Origin of the sequence: Klebsiella sp. X1-16S-Nf21 (assembly GCF_002837615.1) — a bacterium.
In the GTDB taxonomy this organism is placed as follows: domain Bacteria; phylum Pseudomonadota; class Gammaproteobacteria; order Enterobacterales; family Enterobacteriaceae; genus Klebsiella; species Klebsiella variicola.
In genome coordinates, this window is sequence record NZ_PJDK01000043.1 from 13,855 (window position 1) to 30,681 (window position 16,827).

The window sequence follows — 16,827 nt, forward strand, 5'->3', positions numbered from 1 at the left end:
GCCTCCGACCTGCGGAGAACCACCTATGTCTGGAATTATCGCTTTTTTCCGGGCGTCGCCGCCGAAAGCGGGCGCCGCGTTTGATGAACAGCGTTTTCGCCGGGTGCGCTGGCAAACCTTTATCGCCATGACCCTGGCCTACGTCACCTTTTACGTCTGCCGGTTATCCTTCACCGTCGCCAAAAGCGCGCTGGTGGATCTGGGGATCACCCCGACGGAGCTGGGCATGATCGGCTCAACCCTGTTCTTCAGCTACGCCATCGGCAAGCTGGTCAACGGCTTTATCGCCGATCACGCCAACGTGGTGCGCTATATGAGCCTCGGTTTATTGCTCAGCGCCGGGATGAACCTGATGATGGGGATGACCACCAACGCCCTGCTGCTGGCCATCTTCTGGGGGATCAACGGTTGGGCGCAGTCGATGGGCGTCGGTCCCTGCGCGGTCTCGCTGGCGCGCTGGTACGGCGTTAAGGAGCGCGGCACCTTCTATGGCATCTGGTCGACGGCGCATAATATCGGCGAGGCGGTGACCTATATGGTGATCGCCGCAGTGATCGCCGGATTTGGCTGGCAGATGGGCTACCTGTCCACCGCCGCGCTCGGCGCCGCCGGGGTGGTGCTGCTGGTGCTGTTCATGCACGATTCGCCGCAGAGCAGTGGCTTCCCGTCCATCAACGTCATCCGCGATGAACCGCAGGAGGAGGCCGAAGCCCGCGGCTCAGTGTTTAAAAACCAGCTGCTGGCGCTGCGCAACCCGGCGCTGTGGACCCTCGCCCTCGCCTCCGCCTTTATGTACATCGACCGCTACGCCGTCAACTCGTGGGGGATCTTCTTTCTCGAGCAGGATAAAGCTTATTCCACGCTGGAGGCGTCCGGGATTATCGGCGTCAACGCCATCGCCGGCATCGCCGGGACCATCATCGCCGGCATGCTCTCCGACCGCTTTTTCCCACGCAACCGCAGCGTGATGGCCGGGTTTATCAGCCTGCTGAACACCGCCGGCTTCGCCCTGATGCTCTGGTCGCCGCACAATTATTACACTGACATTCTGGCGATGGTTATCTTCGGGGCCACCATTGGCGCTCTGACCTGCTTCCTTGGCGGGCTGATCGCGGTCGATATCTCCTCGCGCAAAGCCGCCGGGGCCGCGCTCGGCACCATCGGCATCGCCAGCTACGCCGGCGCCGGCCTGGGCGAGTTTCTCACCGGGATCATTATTGATAAAACGGCTATCCTTGAGAACGGCAAAACGCTGTATGATTTCAGCACGTTGGCGCTGTTCTGGGTGGGTACCGGTCTGGGTTCCGCGCTACTCTGTTTTACCACTGCCGCCATCGTCGCCCGGCGCCATGCCGTCGAACGGCAGACCTCGTTCTCCTCATAACCGATTAACGAATTAAGGAAGAAGATATGATGCCTGCAAGACATCAGGGGCTGTTACGCCTGTTTATCGCCTGCGCGCTGCCGCTGCTGGCGCTGCAATCTGCTGCCGCCGCGGACTGGCAGCTGGAGAAAGTGGTCGAGCTCAGCCGCCACGGTATCCGCCCGCCGACGGCCGGCAACCGGGAAGCCATCGAGGCCGCCACCGGCCGACCGTGGACCGAGTGGACCACCCATGACGGCGAGCTCACCGGCCATGGCTATGCCGCCGTGGTTAACAAAGGACGTGAGGAAGGCCAGCACTATCGCCAGCTCGGCCTGCTGCAGGCGGGATGCCCGACGGCGGAGTCGATTTACGTGCGCGCCAGCCCGCTGCAGCGGACGCGGGCGACCGCCCAGGCGCTGGTGGATGGCGCCTTCCCCGGCTGCGGCGTCGCTATCCATTATGTCAGCGGGGATGCCGATCCCCTGTTTCAGACCGACAAGTTCGCCGCCACGCAAACCGACCCCGCCCGCCAGCTGGCGGCGGTGAAAGAGAAGGCCGGGGATCTGGCGCAGCGTCGGCAGGCGCTGGCGCCGGCCATCCAGCTATTGCAACAGGCGGTTTGTCAGGCCGATAAACCCTGCCCGATCTTCGACACCCCCTGGCAGGTGGAGCAGAGCAAAAGCGGGAAAACCACTATTAGCGGACTGAGCGTGATGGCCAATATGGTGGAGACGCTGCGTCTCGGCTGGAGTGAAAACCTGCCTCCCAGCCAGCTGGCGTGGGGCAAGATCACCCAGGCCAGGCAGATCACCGCCCTGCTGCCGCTGTTAACGGAAAACTACGATCTAAGTAACGACGTGCTGTATACCGCGCAAAAACGCGGGTCGGTGCTGCTCAACGCCATGCTCGACGGCGTCAAACCGGAGGCGAATCCGAACGTACGCTGGCTGCTGCTGGTGGCCCATGACACCAATATCGCCATGGTGCGCACGCTGATGAACTTTAGCTGGCAGCTGCCGGGCTACAGCCGGGGAAATATCCCGCCGGGCAGTAGCCTGGTGCTGGAGCGCTGGCGCAACGCGAAGAGCGGGGAACGCTATCTGCGGGTCTATTTCCAGGCGCAAGGCCTCGACGACCTGCGTCGTCTGCAGACGCCGGACGCGCAGCACCCGATGCTGCGTCAGGAGTGGCGTCAGCCGGGCTGCCGTCAGACCGACGTCGGTACGCTGTGTCCCTTCCAGGCGGCTATTACCGCCCTCGGTCAGCGTATCGACCGGTCATCCGCCCCGGCGGTAGCCATGGTCCTGCCGTAGCAATGCAGCGCTTGCCCGGGCCCGGGAAAGCCATTTTTTCCAGGCCCGGCACGGTGTCGGCTATTCATTGTCCGGCGCAAACGCCCCGGCGGCGACCTGCGCCGGGGTGACCACCCCGCTGTCCAGCACCCAGCCGCTCACCAGCCCAACAGGCGTGACGTCGAACGCCGGATTGTAAACGGCGGCCCCCGTCGGCGCCCACTGTACCGCGCCAAAGCTGCCCGCCACCCCGGTTACTTCCGCCGCCGCGCGCTGCTCAATGGGGATCGCCGCCCCGTTCGGGCAATGGCGGTCGAGGGTGGTCTGCGGGGCAGCGACGTAAAACGGGATCTGGTGATAATGGGCCAAAACCGCCAAAGAGTAGGTGCCGATTTTATTCGCCACGTCGCCGTTGGCAGCGATACGGTCGGCGCCGACCCACACCGCATCCACCTGCCCCTGCGCCATCAGGCTGGCGGCCATTGAATCGGTGATCAACTGATACGGCACGCCCAGCTCGCCCAGCTCCCAGGCGGTTAAACGTCCGCCCTGCAGCAGTGGCCGGGTTTCATCGACCCACACGCTGGCCACCTTTCCCTGCCGGTGCGCCAGCGCAATAACCCCCAGGGCGGTCCCTACCCCGGCGGTCGCCAGGCCACCGGTGTTGCAGTGGGTCAGCAGTCGACTGCCGGGCTTCACCAGCGCACTGCCCGCCTCAGCGATGCGGTCGCACAGCTGTTTATCTTCTTCGACCAGACGCAAAGCTTCCGCTTCCAGCGCCTGCGGGTAATCTTCCCGGGCCAGCGCCTGCTTCATGCGATCCAGATTATTCATCAGGTTGACCGCCGTCGGCCGCGCCGCGCGCAGCGTCTCCAGCGCCTGCTGGAGTGCATCCCGGTTCAGGCCGCGCTGGGCCAGCAGAGCCAGCAGCAGGCTGGCGGACAGGCCAATCAGCGGCGCGCCGCGCACCCGCAGGGCATGAATATGGTCCACCAGCAGCGCAACGTTATCCGCCGCCAGCCAGCGTTTTTCCTGCGGCAAGGCCTGCTGGTCGAGAATAAAAAGCTGATTTTCACTCACCCGCAGGCTGGTGGTCTGTAATGTCTGCATGTCGTTAAATCCCTGTTGCGTTGTTGTATCACATTGTGTCAGGATGGAATCCAGAAGTATAGACGTCTGAACGGCTTAATCAGAATTCGAGGATCGAGGCAATGTCGCAATACCATACCTTCACCGCCCACGATGCCGTGGCTTACGCGCAGCAGTTCGCCGGCATCGACAACCCATCGGAGCTGGTCAGCGCGCAGGAAGTGGGCGATGGCAACCTCAATCTGGTGTTTAAAGTGTTCGATCGCCAGGGCGTCAGCCGGGCGATCGTCAAACAGGCCCTGCCCTACGTGCGCTGTGTCGGCGAATCCTGGCCCCTGACCCTCGACCGCGCCCGTCTGGAAGCGCAGACCCTGGTCGCCCACTATCAGCACAGCCCGCAGCACACGGTAAAAATCCATCACTTTGATCCCGAGCTGGCGGTGATGGTGATGGAAGATCTTTCCGACCACCGCATCTGGCGCGGGGAGCTTATCGCTAACGTCTACTACCCGCAGGCGGCCCGCCAGCTTGGCGACTATCTGGCGCAGGTGCTGTTCCACACCAGCGATTTCTATCTCCATCCCCACGAGAAAAAAGCGCAGGTGGCGCAGTTTAGTAACCCGGCGATGTGCGAGATCACCGAGGATCTGTTCTTTAACGACCCGTATCAGATCCACGAGCGCAATAACTACCCGGCGGAGCTGGAGGCCGATGTTGCCGCCCTGCGCGACGACGCGCAGTTAAAGCTGGCGGTGGCGGCGCTGAAGCACCGTTTCTTTGCCCATGCGGAAGCGCTGCTGCACGGCGATATCCACAGCGGGTCGATCTTCGTTGCCGAAGGCAGCCTGAAGGCCATCGACGCCGAGTTCGGCTATTTCGGCCCCATTGGTTTCGATATCGGCACCGCTATCGGCAACCTGCTGCTTAACTACTGCGGCCTGCCGGGCCAGCTCGGCATTCGCGACGCCGCCGCCGCACGCGAGCAGCGACTGAACGATATCCACCAGCTGTGGACCACCTTCGCCGAACGCTTCCAGGCGCTGGCGGCGGAGAAAACCCGCGACGCGGCCCTGGCTTACCCCGGCTACGCTTCCGCCTTTCTGAAGAAAGTCTGGGCCGACGCGGTTGGCTTCTGCGGCAGCGAACTGATCCGCCGCAGCGTCGGACTGTCGCACGTCGCGGATATCGACACTATCCAGGACGACGCCATGCGCCATGAATGCCTGCGCCACGCCATTACCCTCGGCAAAGCGCTGATTGTGCTGGCCGAGCGTATCGACAGCGTCGACGAGCTGCTGGCGCGGGTACGCCAGTACAGCTGAGTGCGGCCTGTTTTCCCTCACCCCGGCCCTCTCCCATAGGGAGAGGGAGCACACCCTAAAAAAGGCCATTGTCATTGCCTTTTTGCGTTTACCTTGCCCTCACCCCAACCCTCTCCCACAGGGAGAGGGAGCACACCCTAAAAAAGGCCATTGTCATTGCCTTTTTGCGTTTACCTTGCCCTCACCCCAACCCTCTCCCACAGGGAGAGGGAGCAAACCCTAAAAAAGTGCAATCATCAGGGATTGCCCGGCGGCGCTGCGCTTGCGCGGGCCTACAGATAACCGCATAACGGTTTGATATTGCTGTCTTTCGTAGGCCGGGTAAGGCGAAAGCCGCCACCCGGCAGACATGCGAGCACAATTTTGCGTTTACCTTGTCCTCATCCCAGATACTCAATCACCGACAGCCCGCCGTTGTAATCGGTGCTGTAGATAATGCCCTGCGCATCGACAAACACATCGCAGGACTGGATCACCTGCGGGCGGCCGGGACGGGTATCCATCATCGTCTTCGGCGCCGCCGGCACCAGCGCCCCGGTCTCCAGCGGACGATACGGGTTAGATATATCGTAAGCCCGCACGCCGGCATTCTGATAAGTGGCAAAAATCAGCGTTGAGCTGACAAAGCTGCCGGGACGATTCTCATGCAGGTTGTGCGGACCGAAATGCGCCCCTTTCGCCACATAATCCGCTTCGTCCGGCGGCGGGAACGTGGCGATGCTCACCGGATTTGACGGCTCGCGGATATCAAACAGCCAGATCAGCTTCTCGCCGTCCTCCTGATTGTCGAGCACCGCTTCGTCAAGCACCACCAGCAGGTCACGATCCGGCAGCGGCAGCGCGGTATGCGTCCCGCCGCCGAACGGCGGGCTCCAGTTGCGATGGCTAATCAGCGTCGGCTGGGTACGGTCTTTGACATCCAGCAGCGTCAGGCCGCCGTCGCGCCAGCTGCCGTAGGCGGTATCCCCGGCAATAATGGCGTGATGCAGCGCATAGCGTTTGCCCTGCGGCCAGTCCGGTGTTTCACCGCCCGCCTGGTGCATCCCCGGCAGCCACCAGCGCCCGGCCACTTCGGGCTTACGCGGATCGGCCAGATCGATGGTCAGGAAGATGTAGTCAGTAAAACCGTCGATCAACGCGGACACATACGCCCAGCGGCCGCCGACGTACCAGATGCGGTGAATACCGATGCCGTTAAGCGACAGGAAACTGATTTCCCGCGGCTGCGCGGGAGTGGAAATATCAAAGATGCGCAGCCCGGCGCTCCAGCCCTTGTCCTGCACATCGCTGACCGTGTCGCCCACCGAGCGGGTGTAGTAGACCTTCTCATCAGCAAAACGGGCGTCGGCAAACAGATCCCGGGCGTTGATCACCAGCAGCAGATCGTCATGCGCCTGCAGATGCACGTTCCAGGTGCCCGGCGGCGCGGCAATATAGTTGACGGTGGTGGGCCGGGTCGGATCGCGAACATCGACCACGGAAAAGCCCTGCGACACCATATGGCCGATATAGGCGAATCCGCGGTGCACCATCAGCTGCACGCCGTCCGGACGACCGCCCTGATCGCTATGGCCAATCAGCCGCATATTGCGGCTGTATTCGGGGGAAGGTAATGCTGACATAGGGGATCCCTCTCGCCCGGTGGCATGGTTTTTCCCCCTCTCCCTGCGGAAGAGGGCCGGGGTGAGGGCACCAGGCCGCCGCCCACCGCCACCCGGCTTGATTTTATTTGTTTTTCGCTTCCAGCGTCGCGAACCACGGCGCGATAAAGTCTTCGGTCTGGCCCCAGCCAGGGATAATTTTCCCCAGCGACGCCACGTTCACCGCCCCCGGCTGGGCCGCCAGCAGCGCCTGCGGGATCGCCGCCGCCTTGAAGTCGTAGGTGGCTGGCGTCGGCTCGCCGGCGATCTTATTGGCGATCAGCCGCACGTTGGTCGCGCCGATAAGCTTCGGATCCACCGCCACGCTCACCTTCCATGGGCTGCCGGCTTCGCGCATCAGCTGCAGATCCTGGTTGGAAATATCAATGCTGTAGAGTTTGATCTCGGTGCGGCCATTCTCTTTCAGCGCTTTATAGGCCCCCTGGCTAAAGGCATCCCAGGTGCCCCAGATCGCGTCGATTTTCCCTTTCGGATACTTGGCGAGGATCGCCCCCACCTTGTTGGCAGTGTCGCCCTGCACATCGGATGACACGGCGCCGATCGACTCCAGCTCTTTAATCCCCGGATTTTGCTTCAGCAGCGTCTGGTAAGCCGCCTGACGGCGCTCCATCGGCGGGAAGCCCGCCACCCACAACTTGACGATGTTGGCCTTGCCGTTGAAGTCTTTCACCAGCTGGCCAAAAGAGAGCTCGGTCAGCGACGCGTCATCCTGCTGACTGACCGTCACCCCGGGGATCTCACCGCTCACCGCGGTATCGAACACCGCCACTTTGATCCCGGCATCCACCGCCTTCTTCACCAGGGCGGTGGAATACGGGTCACGCCCCTGGGAGAGAATAATGCCATCGTATTTCTGGCTGATGGCCTGGTTGACGAAGTCCTGGAATTTGGCGTCATCGCCGTTGCTCAGGAAGGTGCTGATTTTGAAACCGAGCTTTTTGCCTTCCTGCAGCGCCCCGGAGACAAACTGGGTGGTGTTATCGTCAGACCCCAGGTTGCGGATCACCGCAATACGGATCGGGCCGCTGTGCTCGGCAATCGCCGCCGGCACCGGCGTCGGGGCAGTGGCCAGCGCCGCCGTCGACTGCAGCAGACCCAGCGTCATCAGAGAGAGTGCGATCTTTTTCATGCTGTTTACCCTGTAAAATGTTAAGTACGGCGCTGAAAATAGGTCAGTGCCAGCGCGCCAGCCAGGACCAACCCTTTAATAATGTCCATCGCGTAATACGGCACCGAGAGCATCACCAGCCCGTTGGAGAGCACGCCGAGGATCACCGCCCCCACCAGCGTCCCCAGGGCGTTCGGTTTACCGGAGCCCGCCAGCGAAAAGCCGATCCAGGCCGCCGCCACCGCGTCCATCAGATAGCCGCCGCCGGCGTTGACCTGCGAGGATCCGATACGCGAGGCCAGCAGAATGCCGCCCAGCCCGGCCAGCAGCGAGGCAATCACGTATGCTGCGACTTTGTAACGAGTGATCCGCAGGCCGGAGAGCCGCGCGGCCTCCGGGTTGCCGCCGATGGCGTACATCCGCCGTCCGTGGGTGGTGAACGACAGCGCCAGCTGGGCGACCAGCGTCACCACCAGCATGATGATGACGATGGTCGGCACCTGCCCCAGCGCGCCAAAGCCCGCCGGGATAGTGCCTTCCGCCATCTCGCCGCTCGGCAGCACCATGTTTTCAGTAATCGAACCGCCGTAGCTGTAGGTCATCGCCACGCCCTGAATCACAAACAGGCTGGCCAGGGTGGCGAGCATGTCAGGAATGCGCAGCACCACGATCAGAAAGGCGTTAAACAGCCCCACCAGGGTGCAGAGCGCGAGGGTGATCAGAATCGCTTCGGTGGTCCCCAGGCCATGCCAGACAAACAGGGAAATCACCAGCGCGTTAGCCAGCGATGCCGTCGATCCCACTGACAGATCAAAGCCGCCAATGGTGAGAGAAATCGACACCCCGATGGCAATCACCGTGACAATCGCGATCGAGCGCAGAATGTTGATGATGTTGAACGGATCAAGGAAGTTGTCCGAGGCGAGGCCAAAGACCGCCACCAGCAGCACCACGGTCAGCAACATGCCCCACTTATAGAGAAAATCAAAAAATCGCTGACGGCCCGATACCGTCGCGTTTACTGCCAGGGCCTTGCTCACGCTGCCGCTCCTCCGGTTGAATAATAAAGCAACGTCTCTTCCCGGGCTTCCGCGCCGGGGATCTCCGCCACAATCCGTCCGTCCCATAGCACGCAGATGCGGTCGCATAAACCGACCAGCTCGGCGAATTCACCCGAGGCATAAATCACCCCTTTGCCTTCCCGCGCCAGACCATCGATCAGCATGAACAGATCGGTTTTCGCTTTCACATCGACCCCTTTGGTCGGTTCGTCAAAAATCAAAACATTGGCATGACTGCGCAGCCATTTGCCAATGGCCACCTTCTGCTGGTTGCCGCCGGAAAGACGGCGCAGCATCTGCCCCGGGCCAGTGGCGCGCACGCCGAGGCGGGCAATCACCTCCTCCGCCCAGCGCCAGGCCTGCCGATGGCCAAACAGGCTCCAGCGCGAAAAGCTGTTATCGGCGCTGACCGCCAGGTTCATCGCGATCGGCTCTTCGATGAAAATGCCCTCTTTGCGCCGCTCCTCCGGGACCAGCGCCAGGCCGCGCCCCACCGAGTCGGCAGGATCGCGCGGTCGCCACGGCTGGCCGTTCAGCTCGCCACGCTGCACCCGGCTTTTGCTGGCGCCGAACAGCGCTTTGCACAGCTCGGTTTTGCCCGCGCCGGCCAGCCCGGCGATACCGAGAATTTCCCCCTTCCGCAGACGCAGCGAAATATCCTGCAGCAGCGCCTCATCATGCAAACCGTCAATCTGCAGCAGCACCTCTTCGCCGTGTGGCGGGCGCGGCGGTGGGAAGATATCGCTCAGCTCGTGGCCCAGCATCTTTTCGACGATCTGTTCGCCGCTCAGCGGCGCCATCGGGCCGCTCTCAATTAGCCGCCCGTCGCGCAGCACCGTCAGGGTGTCGCAGATTGCCTTCAGTTCATGGATACGATGCGAAATAAACACCACCCCGATCCCCTGCTGCTGCAGACGGCGTACTACCGCAAACAGGCGCTCACTTTCATGCTGATCCAGCGGCGCGGTGGGCTCATCGAGGATCAAAAAGCGGCAATGGTGCGACAGAGCGCGAGCCAGCAGGATTTGCTGTTTTTCGGCGAGCGTGCAGCTGTCAATGGAGCGCCTGACGTCCAGCGCCACGTCCAGCTGCGCCAGCGCCTCGCGCGCCAGCTGCCGAACCCGCGACCAGCGAAACGCCATGCCCGGCTCTGCCAGCCTGTCCAGCATGATGTTTTCCGCAATGCTCAGGCCAGGTACCAGCGCCACATCTACCTCCTGCTGCACCAGGTGGATCCCCAGCTGTTTAGCATCCCGCGGCGAACGAATGATGACCGGCTGGTTGTTGATCGTCACCTCGCCTTCATAATGAGCGTGGGTGCCGCACAGCACCGCCATCAGCGTCGACTTACCCGCGCCGTTGGCCCCGGTCAGGGCATGCACCGACCCGCCATGAAGGGTAAAGTCCACCTTGTTCAGTGCCTGAAAGCCGGAGAAGGCCAGGCTAATGTTATGCATCTCAAGGCGGTTCGCGCTCATCACTGTTCCCGTGCGGTAATTAATCTTCTGATTTAACGAATTTTTCATAGCCGCCGCTGGCTGACAACTGCGTAAAAAGCATAAGATACAACGAAATAATATTAGCCATCTGGATGTCCAGACATAACATCAGTTTAGCCCAACACCTATAAGGACAGCTTCCATGAGCAACAGCGATATCCGCGTCGTACCCGGCCCGGCCAACTATTTCTCCCACCCTGGCAGCCTTGAGCGGCTGAGCGATTTTTTCAGCGCCGACCAGCTCTCGCGGGCGGTGTGGGTCTATGGCGAGCGCGCCCTGGCCGGCGCCGAACCTTTTCTGCCGGCGGCCTTCCACCTGCCGGATGCAAAAAAGATCCGCTTTACCGGCCACTGCAGCGAACGCGACGTGGCGGCGCTGGTGCAGGCCTCCGGTGACGATCGGGCGGTAGTGATTGGCGTCGGCGGCGGCGCGCTGCTCGACAGCGCGAAAGTGCTGGCCCGCCGCCTGGGGGTACCGCTGGTGGCCATCCCGACCATCGCCGCCACCTGCGCGGCGTGGACGCCGCTGTCGGTGTGGTACAGCGACGCCGGACAGGCCCTGAATTTTGAGATCTTCGATGACGCCAACTTCCTGGTGCTGGTCGAGCCGCGCATCATTCTCAACGCCCCGGCGGAGTACCTGCTGGCGGGCATTGGCGACACCTTAGCCAAATGGTATGAGGCAGTGGTGCTGGCGCCGCAACCGGAGGCGCTGCCGCTCACCGTGCGGCTGGGGATTAACGGCGCGCTGGCGATCCGCGACGTGCTGCTGGCCAGCAGCGAAACGGCGCTGGCGGACCAGCGCCGCGGCGATCTGACCCAGGCGTTTCGCGATGTGGTAGAGGCGATTATCGCCGGCGGCGGGATGGTTGGCGGGCTGGGGGAACGTTACACCCGGGTCGCCGCCGCCCATGCGGTGCACAACGGACTGACGGTGCTGCCGCAGACGGATAAATTCCTCCACGGTACCAAAGTCGCCTACGGCATTCTGGTACAGAGCGCCCTGCTTGCTCAGGACGATGTGCTGGCGCAGTTAGTGCAGGCGTATCAGCGCTTTAACCTGCCGACCACCCTGGCGGCACTGGAGGTCGATATCAATAACCGCACAGAACTGGACCGGGTCATTGCCCATACCCTGCGCCCGGGCGAGTCGATTCACTATTTACCAGTGACGTTAACCCCTGAGGTTCTGCGCGCGGCGTTTGAGAAGGTGGAATACTTCAGCCGTTAATCGCCCCGACCGTCTATACCTAATGATGATGCTCACCACTCTCGCAACGAGGTCATCATGCAGATCGATTTAACAGGTAAAAAGGCGCTGGTTACCGGCGCCAGCCGTGGGTTGGGTCGCGCAATCGCGCTGTCGCTGGCACGCGCCGGTGCCGATGTGGTTATTACGTATGAAAAATCGGCCGATAAAGCCCAGGCAGTCGCCGATGAAATAAAGGCGCTGGGTCGGCACGGCGAGGCGGTGCAGGCCGACAGCGCCAGCGCGCAGGCTATTCAGGAGGCGGTAACCCATGCGGCCCGGTCCCTCGGCGGGCTGGATATTTTGGTCAACAACGCCGGGATCGCCCGCGGCGGTCCACTGGAATCCATGACGCTGGCGGACATTGACGCACTTATCAACGTCAATATTCGTGGGGTGGTCATCGCCACCCAGGAAGCGCTGGTGCATATGGCCGATGGCGGACGGATCATCAACATCGGCAGCTGTCTGGCTAATCGCGTGGCCATGCCGGGCATCGCGGTTTACGCCATGACCAAGTCCGCCCTCAACGCCCTGACCCGTGGCCTGGCGCGTGATTTAGGCCCTCGCGGGATCACCGTTAACCTTGTCCATCCAGGGCCGACCAACAGCGATATGAACCCGGAAGACGGAGAACAGGCGGAAGCCCAGCGCCAGATGATTGCGGTCGGTCACTACGGCCAGCCGGAAGACATCGCCGCGGCGGTCACCTTCCTCGCCAGCCCGGCAGCCGGGCAGATCTCCGGTACGGGGCTGGACGTGGATGGCGGATTGAACGCCTGATCGCACATTTTCTGCAAGCCTCTGTCGCCCGACAGAGGCCTTCCCGCGCCGCCTCGACGGGTTGCGTTTTGCCTCTTACCTGCGTTTTTTCTCCGCTCTACAGTACCCCATAAGAAATTCGGAATTTATCTAATAGTCTTATTATTTCCTTATATTTTGTGTGGGCGTACAGTGGAGGTACGGATGAAGATTGTCTGGTCAAAAACGGCAGATAAGCCATTTTCTAAAATCGATAATCGGTATAAGAGCCGCATTAAATCCAGGCTGGAAAAGATGGATGATAAAGCTTCACCTATCTCGGATATCAAAAAATTGTCCTCTCCCGAAAACCACTACCGGCTGCGATTAGGTGATTACAGAGTCATCTACACCTTTGGGGATCCGCCGGGCGATACCTGCTACGTCGTGGCGGTTAAACGCCGAACCACCACCACCTACCTTCATGAGGAAGATACCGAATATGACTATTCAGTACATCAAGGATGAAGAAGGAAAAGACCAGTATGTCGTCATTCCTTACAGCGATTACTTTCGTATGCGCCTGGCTCTGCTGGAGTACGACGACGAGGATGAAAGCGACTGGGAAGATATTCCTTATGAATCAGACATCTATGATAATGTCATGCTACCAGGCGAAGTATGCGACGTGATGCATAAAGAAAACGTCAGTCTGCAGGCCGCGTGGCGCATCCTGCGCGGGCTATCCCAGCAGGAGGTCGCGGCTAAACTCGGCATCAGCCAGTCCGCCGTGTCGCAGCTGGAAGCGCTGGACTCCCGTCCGCAGAAGCGCACCCGCGAGAAGCTGGCGGCGATTTACGGCTGTACCCAGGAGCAGATCAGCCTCTATCTGCCGAAAGAGGGTTAACAGCACTTCGCCCCGCCCTTGCCGCCGTAGCGCGCGTCCTGGCGCTCGCGAAAGAATTCTTCATAGGTCATCGGCGTCTGATCCGGGTGGGTTATTCGCATGTGCTCGACGTAGTTATCGTAATCCGGCACGCCGATCATCATCTTCGCCGCCTGGCCTAAATATTTTCCCGCTTTGGAGAGGGTATCGAACATAAGTCATTTCTCTTTTGTTTCCCTCTCCTAAAGGAAGAAGGAGGATCAGAAATGTAGGCCGGGTAAGGCGAAGCCGCCACCCGGCACACCGGTTAATGCGCGCGCTTCGCCTGCGCGGTTATAGTTTGCGCATCGGCGGGCATCGCCTGGTACGGCGTCTCTTTCGCCGTCGGTTTATCCTCTTTCAGCGCCGCCAGCGCGGTTTTAATCGAGAACAGCGCCAGCACCACCACCACAATCATAAAGAAGATGGTCAGCCCGGCATCGAGACGGTTGTTAAACACCAGCTGCGCCAGCTGTGATTCGGTATATTGCGGCGGAATGTTGCCGCTGTCGATCATCGCCTGGAATTTATTAGCGATGGCCAGGAAACCCACTTTGGTGTCCGGGCTGAACGACTTCTGCCAGCCGGCGGTCAGGGTACAGATCAGCAGCCAGCTTGTCGGCAGCAGCGCCACCCACGCGTAGCGCTGGCGTTTCATCTTGAACAGGACCACCGCGCAGAGCATCAGCGCCATCCCCGCCAGCATCTGGTTGGCGATACCGAACAGCGGCCACAGGGTGTTAATCCCGCCCAGCGGATCCACTACCCCCTGATGCAGGAAGTAGCCCCACGCCAGGACGCACAGCGCGGTCGCCAGCAGGTTGGCCGGCAGCGAACTGGTTTTTTTCAGCCCCGGGCTAATCACGCCCAGCAGATCCTGCAGCATAAAGCGCGCCGCACGGGTGCCGGCATCAACCGCCGTCAGGATAAACAGCGCCTCAAACAGAATGGCGAAGTGGTACCAGAACGAGACATCCATCAGCCCGCCCAGCGAGCCGTGCAGGATGTAGGCCATCCCCACCGCCAGGGTTGGCGCGCCGCCGGCGCGGGAGATAATCGACTGTTCACCCACCTCGCTGGCGATTTGATGCAGCGTATCCGGGGTAATGCTAAAGCCCCAGCCGCTCACCACCTGCGCCGCCGAGGCGACCACATCGGTGGTTCCCGCCGGCGCCAGCACCGCCATCGGGCTGTTCATCGCGAAGTAGACGCCCGGGTCGATAATACAGGCCGCCACCAGCGCCATAATGGCGACGAAGGATTCCATCAACATACCACCGTAGCCGATAAAGCAGGCCTGGCCTTCGTTGGCCAACATTTTCGGCGTGGTGCCGGAGGAGATCAGCGCGTGGAAGCCGGAGACCGCGCCGCAGGCGATGGTGATAAACAGGAACGGGAACAGGTTGCCGCTCCACACCGGGCCGGTACCGTCGACGAATTTGGTCAGCGCCGGCATGGTCAGGGTCGGGCGCATAATCAGAATGCCAATCGCCAGCCCCACGATGGTGCCGATTTTCAGGAAGGTGGAGAGGTAGTCGCGCGGGGCCAGCAGCAGCCAGACCGGCAGTACCGCGGCGACAAAGCCGTAGCCCACCAGGATCCAGGTCAGCTGTACGCCGGTGTAATCAAACCACGGCGCCCAGGTCGGGCTTTCCGCCACCCAACCGCCGGAGATGATGGCGAACACCAGCATCACCAGGCCGATCACCGACACCTCGCCGATGCGCCCCGGGCGCAGGTAGCGAATATAGATACCCATAAAGATCGCCAGCGGGATGGTAAAGGCGACGGTGTATGTCCCCCACGGACTGTGGGTCAACGCTTTCACCACGATCATCGCCAGGACCGCGAGGATGATGACCATGATCATAAAGCAGGCCACCAGCGCCAGGACGCCAGCGGTTGGCCCCATCTCCTCTTTAACCAGTTCGCCAAGCGAGCGGCCATCGCGACGGGTCGAAACAAACAGCACCATAAAGTCCTGTACCGCCCCCGCCAGCACCACGCCGGCGAGGATCCAGATCATCCCCGGCAGGTAGCCCATCTGCGCGGCAAGCACCGGGCCCACCAGCGGCCCCGCGCCGGCAATGGCGGCAAAATGGTGACCGAACAGCACTTTTTTGTCGGTCGGAACATAATCGAGGCCGTCATTATGTCGTACCGCCGGCGTCATCCGCGTCGGGTCAACGCCGAGAACGGTTTTGGCGATATACAGACCGTAGAAACGATATGCGATCAGATAAACGCAGACCGCCGCGACGACAATCCACAGCGCATTTATCTGCTCACCCCGGTTTAAGGCGATATAGCCGAGGGCAAAGGCTCCGATCACGGAGAGCAGTGTCCAGATAAGGTATTTCCCTGAATTATTCATTGTTGTGGTCCACCGGTAGGGTAATCAGGATGTTACATTTTGTTTCTAGATCACAACGCAGAATTTAACAACATCGAAACAGCGCAGATGCCGTACACCCACAGAGATTTGTCTCACATTGCTAGCGAGATCACTTAAGGCAGGAAAATGAATGAAAGGATTACCGTGAACGGTGCCGTTTGTTTGTCGGGTGGCGGCTAACGCCTTACCCGACCTACAGATCCGTAGCCCGGCCAAGCGCAGCGCAAGCCGGGGAAATAGCGGCTTCCTGGCCCAGAAACCGTAGCCCTGCTAAGTACAGCGCGAGCAGGGAAATTCCCGGATGGCGGCGCGCTGCGCCTTATCCGGGCTACCCATTGCGCCGATACGTAGCCCGGCCAAGCGTAGCGCAAGCCGGGGAAATAGCGGCTCCTCAGCCCAGAAACCGTAGCCCTGCTAAGTACAGCGCGAGCAGGGAAATTCCCGGATGGCGGCGCGCTGCGCCTTATCCGGGCTACCCATTGCGCCGATACGTAGCCCGGCTAAGCGTCGCGCAAGCCGGGGAAACAGCGGCTTCCTGGCCCAGAAACCGTAGCCCTGCTAAGCGCAGCGCGAGCAGGGAAATTCCCGGATGGCAGCGCGCTGCGCCTTATCCCGGCTACCCATTGCGCCGATACGTAGCCCGGCTAAGCGTAGCGCAAGCCGGGGAAACAGCGGCTTCCTGGCCCAGAAACCGTAGCCCTGCTAAGCGCAGCGCGAGCAGGGAAATTCCCGGATGGCGGCGCGCTGCGCCTTATCCCGGCTACCCATTGCGCCGATACGTAGCCCGGCTAAGCGTAGCGCAAGCCGGGGAAATAGCAGCTTCCTGGTCCAGAAACCGTAGCCCTGCTAAGCGCAGCGCGAGCAGGGAAATTCCCGGATGGCGGCGCGCTGCGCCTTATCCGGGCTACCCATTGCGCCGATACGTAGCCCGGCTAAGCGTAGCGCAAGCCGGGGAAACAGCGGCTTCCTGGTCCAGAAACCGTAGCCCTGCTAAGCGCAGCGCGAGCAGGGAAATTCCCGGATGGCGGCGCGCTGCGCCTTATCCCGGCTACCCATTGCGCCGATACGTAGCCCGGCTAAGCGTAGCGCAAGCCGGGGAAATAGCAGCTTCCTGGTCCA

At 61.4% G+C, this 16,827-nt stretch carries 14 protein-coding genes; 7 read left to right on the forward strand and 7 right to left on the reverse strand.

Features of this window, described 5'->3' with window-relative positions:
- The first annotated feature begins 25 nt into the window (after window positions 1-25).
- Entirely contained in the window at window positions 26-1,384 is a 1,359-nt protein-coding gene (locus tag CW267_RS18915; protein WP_023297211.1) for an MFS transporter, read from the forward strand.
- Window positions 1,385-1,410: 26 nt separating this feature from the next.
- Window positions 1,411-2,679 carry a histidine phosphatase family protein gene (locus CW267_RS18920; protein ID WP_100781422.1) on the forward strand — a complete coding sequence of 423 codons (1,269 nt, stop codon included), beginning with the start codon at window positions 1,411-1,413 and terminating at the stop codon, window positions 2,677-2,679.
- A gap of 60 nt (window positions 2,680-2,739) precedes the next feature.
- On the opposite strand, the gene mtnA is transcribed toward CW267_RS18920, so the two are convergent.
- The gene (gene mtnA, locus CW267_RS18925) at window positions 2,740-3,768 is read right to left on the reverse strand and encodes an S-methyl-5-thioribose-1-phosphate isomerase (RefSeq protein WP_100781423.1); all 1,029 of its coding nucleotides are present in this window, start codon (window positions 3,766-3,768) and stop codon (window positions 2,740-2,742) included.
- 101 nt (window positions 3,769-3,869) lie between these two features.
- Between mtnA and mtnK the strand changes: the two genes are divergently transcribed.
- The gene (gene mtnK / locus CW267_RS18930) at window positions 3,870-5,069 is read left to right on the forward strand and encodes an S-methyl-5-thioribose kinase (protein WP_008805598.1); all 1,200 of its coding nucleotides are present in this window, start codon (window positions 3,870-3,872) and stop codon (window positions 5,067-5,069) included.
- Between the two features lie 380 nt (window positions 5,070-5,449).
- On the opposite strand, the gene CW267_RS18935 is transcribed toward mtnK, so the two are convergent.
- The 4 genes from CW267_RS18935 to CW267_RS18950 form a co-directional block, all read right to left on the reverse strand.
- Window positions 5,450-6,691 (reverse strand): LVIVD repeat-containing protein, encoded by a 1,242-nt coding sequence (locus CW267_RS18935; RefSeq protein ID WP_008805597.1) that lies wholly within the window; start codon window positions 6,689-6,691, stop codon window positions 5,450-5,452.
- Window positions 6,692-6,794: 103 nt separating this feature from the next.
- Complete coding sequence (locus CW267_RS18940; RefSeq protein WP_008805596.1) at window positions 6,795-7,859, reverse strand: sugar ABC transporter substrate-binding protein; 1,065 nt, start codon at window positions 7,857-7,859, stop codon at window positions 6,795-6,797.
- Between the two features lie 20 nt (window positions 7,860-7,879).
- Entirely contained in the window at window positions 7,880-8,878 is a 999-nt protein-coding gene (locus CW267_RS18945) for an ABC transporter permease (protein ID WP_012968720.1), read from the reverse strand.
- Complete coding sequence (locus CW267_RS18950) at window positions 8,875-10,377, reverse strand: sugar ABC transporter ATP-binding protein (RefSeq protein ID WP_023339773.1); 1,503 nt, start codon at window positions 10,375-10,377, stop codon at window positions 8,875-8,877. The genes CW267_RS18945 and CW267_RS18950 overlap by 4 nt, the downstream gene beginning before the upstream one ends.
- A gap of 163 nt (window positions 10,378-10,540) precedes the next feature.
- Between CW267_RS18950 and CW267_RS18955 the strand changes: the two genes are divergently transcribed.
- The 4 genes from CW267_RS18955 to CW267_RS18970 all read left to right on the forward strand — a co-directional run bounded on the left by CW267_RS18955 (window position 10,541) and on the right by CW267_RS18970 (window position 13,295).
- Window positions 10,541-11,629 (forward strand): oxidoreductase, encoded by a 1,089-nt coding sequence (locus tag CW267_RS18955; protein WP_023339772.1) that lies wholly within the window; start codon window positions 10,541-10,543, stop codon window positions 11,627-11,629.
- Window positions 11,630-11,686: 57 nt separating this feature from the next.
- A complete protein-coding gene (locus CW267_RS18960; protein WP_012068432.1) occupies window positions 11,687-12,430 on the forward strand; it encodes an SDR family NAD(P)-dependent oxidoreductase in 744 nt (247 codons plus the stop codon).
- A gap of 183 nt (window positions 12,431-12,613) precedes the next feature.
- A complete protein-coding gene (locus tag CW267_RS18965) occupies window positions 12,614-12,916 on the forward strand; it encodes a type II toxin-antitoxin system RelE family toxin (protein WP_022065145.1) in 303 nt (100 codons plus the stop codon).
- Window positions 12,891-13,295 carry a helix-turn-helix domain-containing protein gene (locus tag CW267_RS18970; RefSeq protein ID WP_008805591.1) on the forward strand — a complete coding sequence of 135 codons (405 nt, stop codon included), beginning with the start codon at window positions 12,891-12,893 and terminating at the stop codon, window positions 13,293-13,295. Before CW267_RS18965 ends, CW267_RS18970 begins: the two co-directional genes overlap by 26 nt.
- Here CW267_RS18970 and CW267_RS18975 read toward each other — a convergent pair.
- The gene (locus CW267_RS18975) at window positions 13,292-13,489 is read right to left on the reverse strand and encodes a YbdD/YjiX family protein (protein ID WP_002893903.1); all 198 of its coding nucleotides are present in this window, start codon (window positions 13,487-13,489) and stop codon (window positions 13,292-13,294) included. The two genes, CW267_RS18970 and CW267_RS18975, sit on opposite strands and share 4 nt — an antisense overlap.
- Window positions 13,490-13,581: 92 nt before the next feature.
- Window positions 13,582-15,687: a pyruvate/proton symporter CstA gene (cstA, locus tag CW267_RS18980; RefSeq protein WP_008805590.1), complete on the reverse strand. Its 2,106-nt coding sequence runs from the start codon at window positions 15,685-15,687 to the stop codon at window positions 13,582-13,584.
- Window positions 15,688-16,827 lie beyond the last annotated feature (1,140 nt).

Excerpts from the sequence above, each read along its gene's own strand:
- CW267_RS18915 (WP_023297211.1), top strand. The coding sequence starts at position 26 with ATGTCTGGAATTATCGCTTTTTTCCGGGCGTCGCCGCCGAAAGCGGGC.
- cstA (WP_008805590.1), bottom strand. The coding sequence starts at position 15,687 with ATGAATAATTCAGGGAAATACCTTATCTGGACACTGCTCTCCGTGATC.
- CW267_RS18955 (WP_023339772.1), top strand. The coding sequence starts at position 10,541 with ATGAGCAACAGCGATATCCGCGTCGTACCCGGCCCGGCCAACTATTTC.
- CW267_RS18940 (WP_008805596.1), bottom strand. The coding sequence starts at position 7,859 with ATGAAAAAGATCGCACTCTCTCTGATGACGCTGGGTCTGCTGCAGTCG.
- CW267_RS18970 (WP_008805591.1), top strand. The coding sequence starts at position 12,891 with ATGACTATTCAGTACATCAAGGATGAAGAAGGAAAAGACCAGTATGTC.
- mtnK (WP_008805598.1), top strand. The coding sequence starts at position 3,870 with ATGTCGCAATACCATACCTTCACCGCCCACGATGCCGTGGCTTACGCG.
- CW267_RS18965 (WP_022065145.1), top strand. The coding sequence starts at position 12,614 with ATGAAGATTGTCTGGTCAAAAACGGCAGATAAGCCATTTTCTAAAATC.
- mtnA (WP_100781423.1), bottom strand. The coding sequence starts at position 3,768 with ATGCAGACATTACAGACCACCAGCCTGCGGGTGAGTGAAAATCAGCTT.
- CW267_RS18975 (WP_002893903.1), bottom strand. The coding sequence starts at position 13,489 with ATGTTCGATACCCTCTCCAAAGCGGGAAAATATTTAGGCCAGGCGGCG.
- CW267_RS18920 (WP_100781422.1), top strand. The coding sequence starts at position 1,411 with ATGATGCCTGCAAGACATCAGGGGCTGTTACGCCTGTTTATCGCCTGC.
- CW267_RS18935 (WP_008805597.1), bottom strand. The coding sequence starts at position 6,691 with ATGTCAGCATTACCTTCCCCCGAATACAGCCGCAATATGCGGCTGATT.
- CW267_RS18950 (WP_023339773.1), bottom strand. The coding sequence starts at position 10,377 with ATGAGCGCGAACCGCCTTGAGATGCATAACATTAGCCTGGCCTTCTCC.
- CW267_RS18960 (WP_012068432.1), top strand. The coding sequence starts at position 11,687 with ATGCAGATCGATTTAACAGGTAAAAAGGCGCTGGTTACCGGCGCCAGC.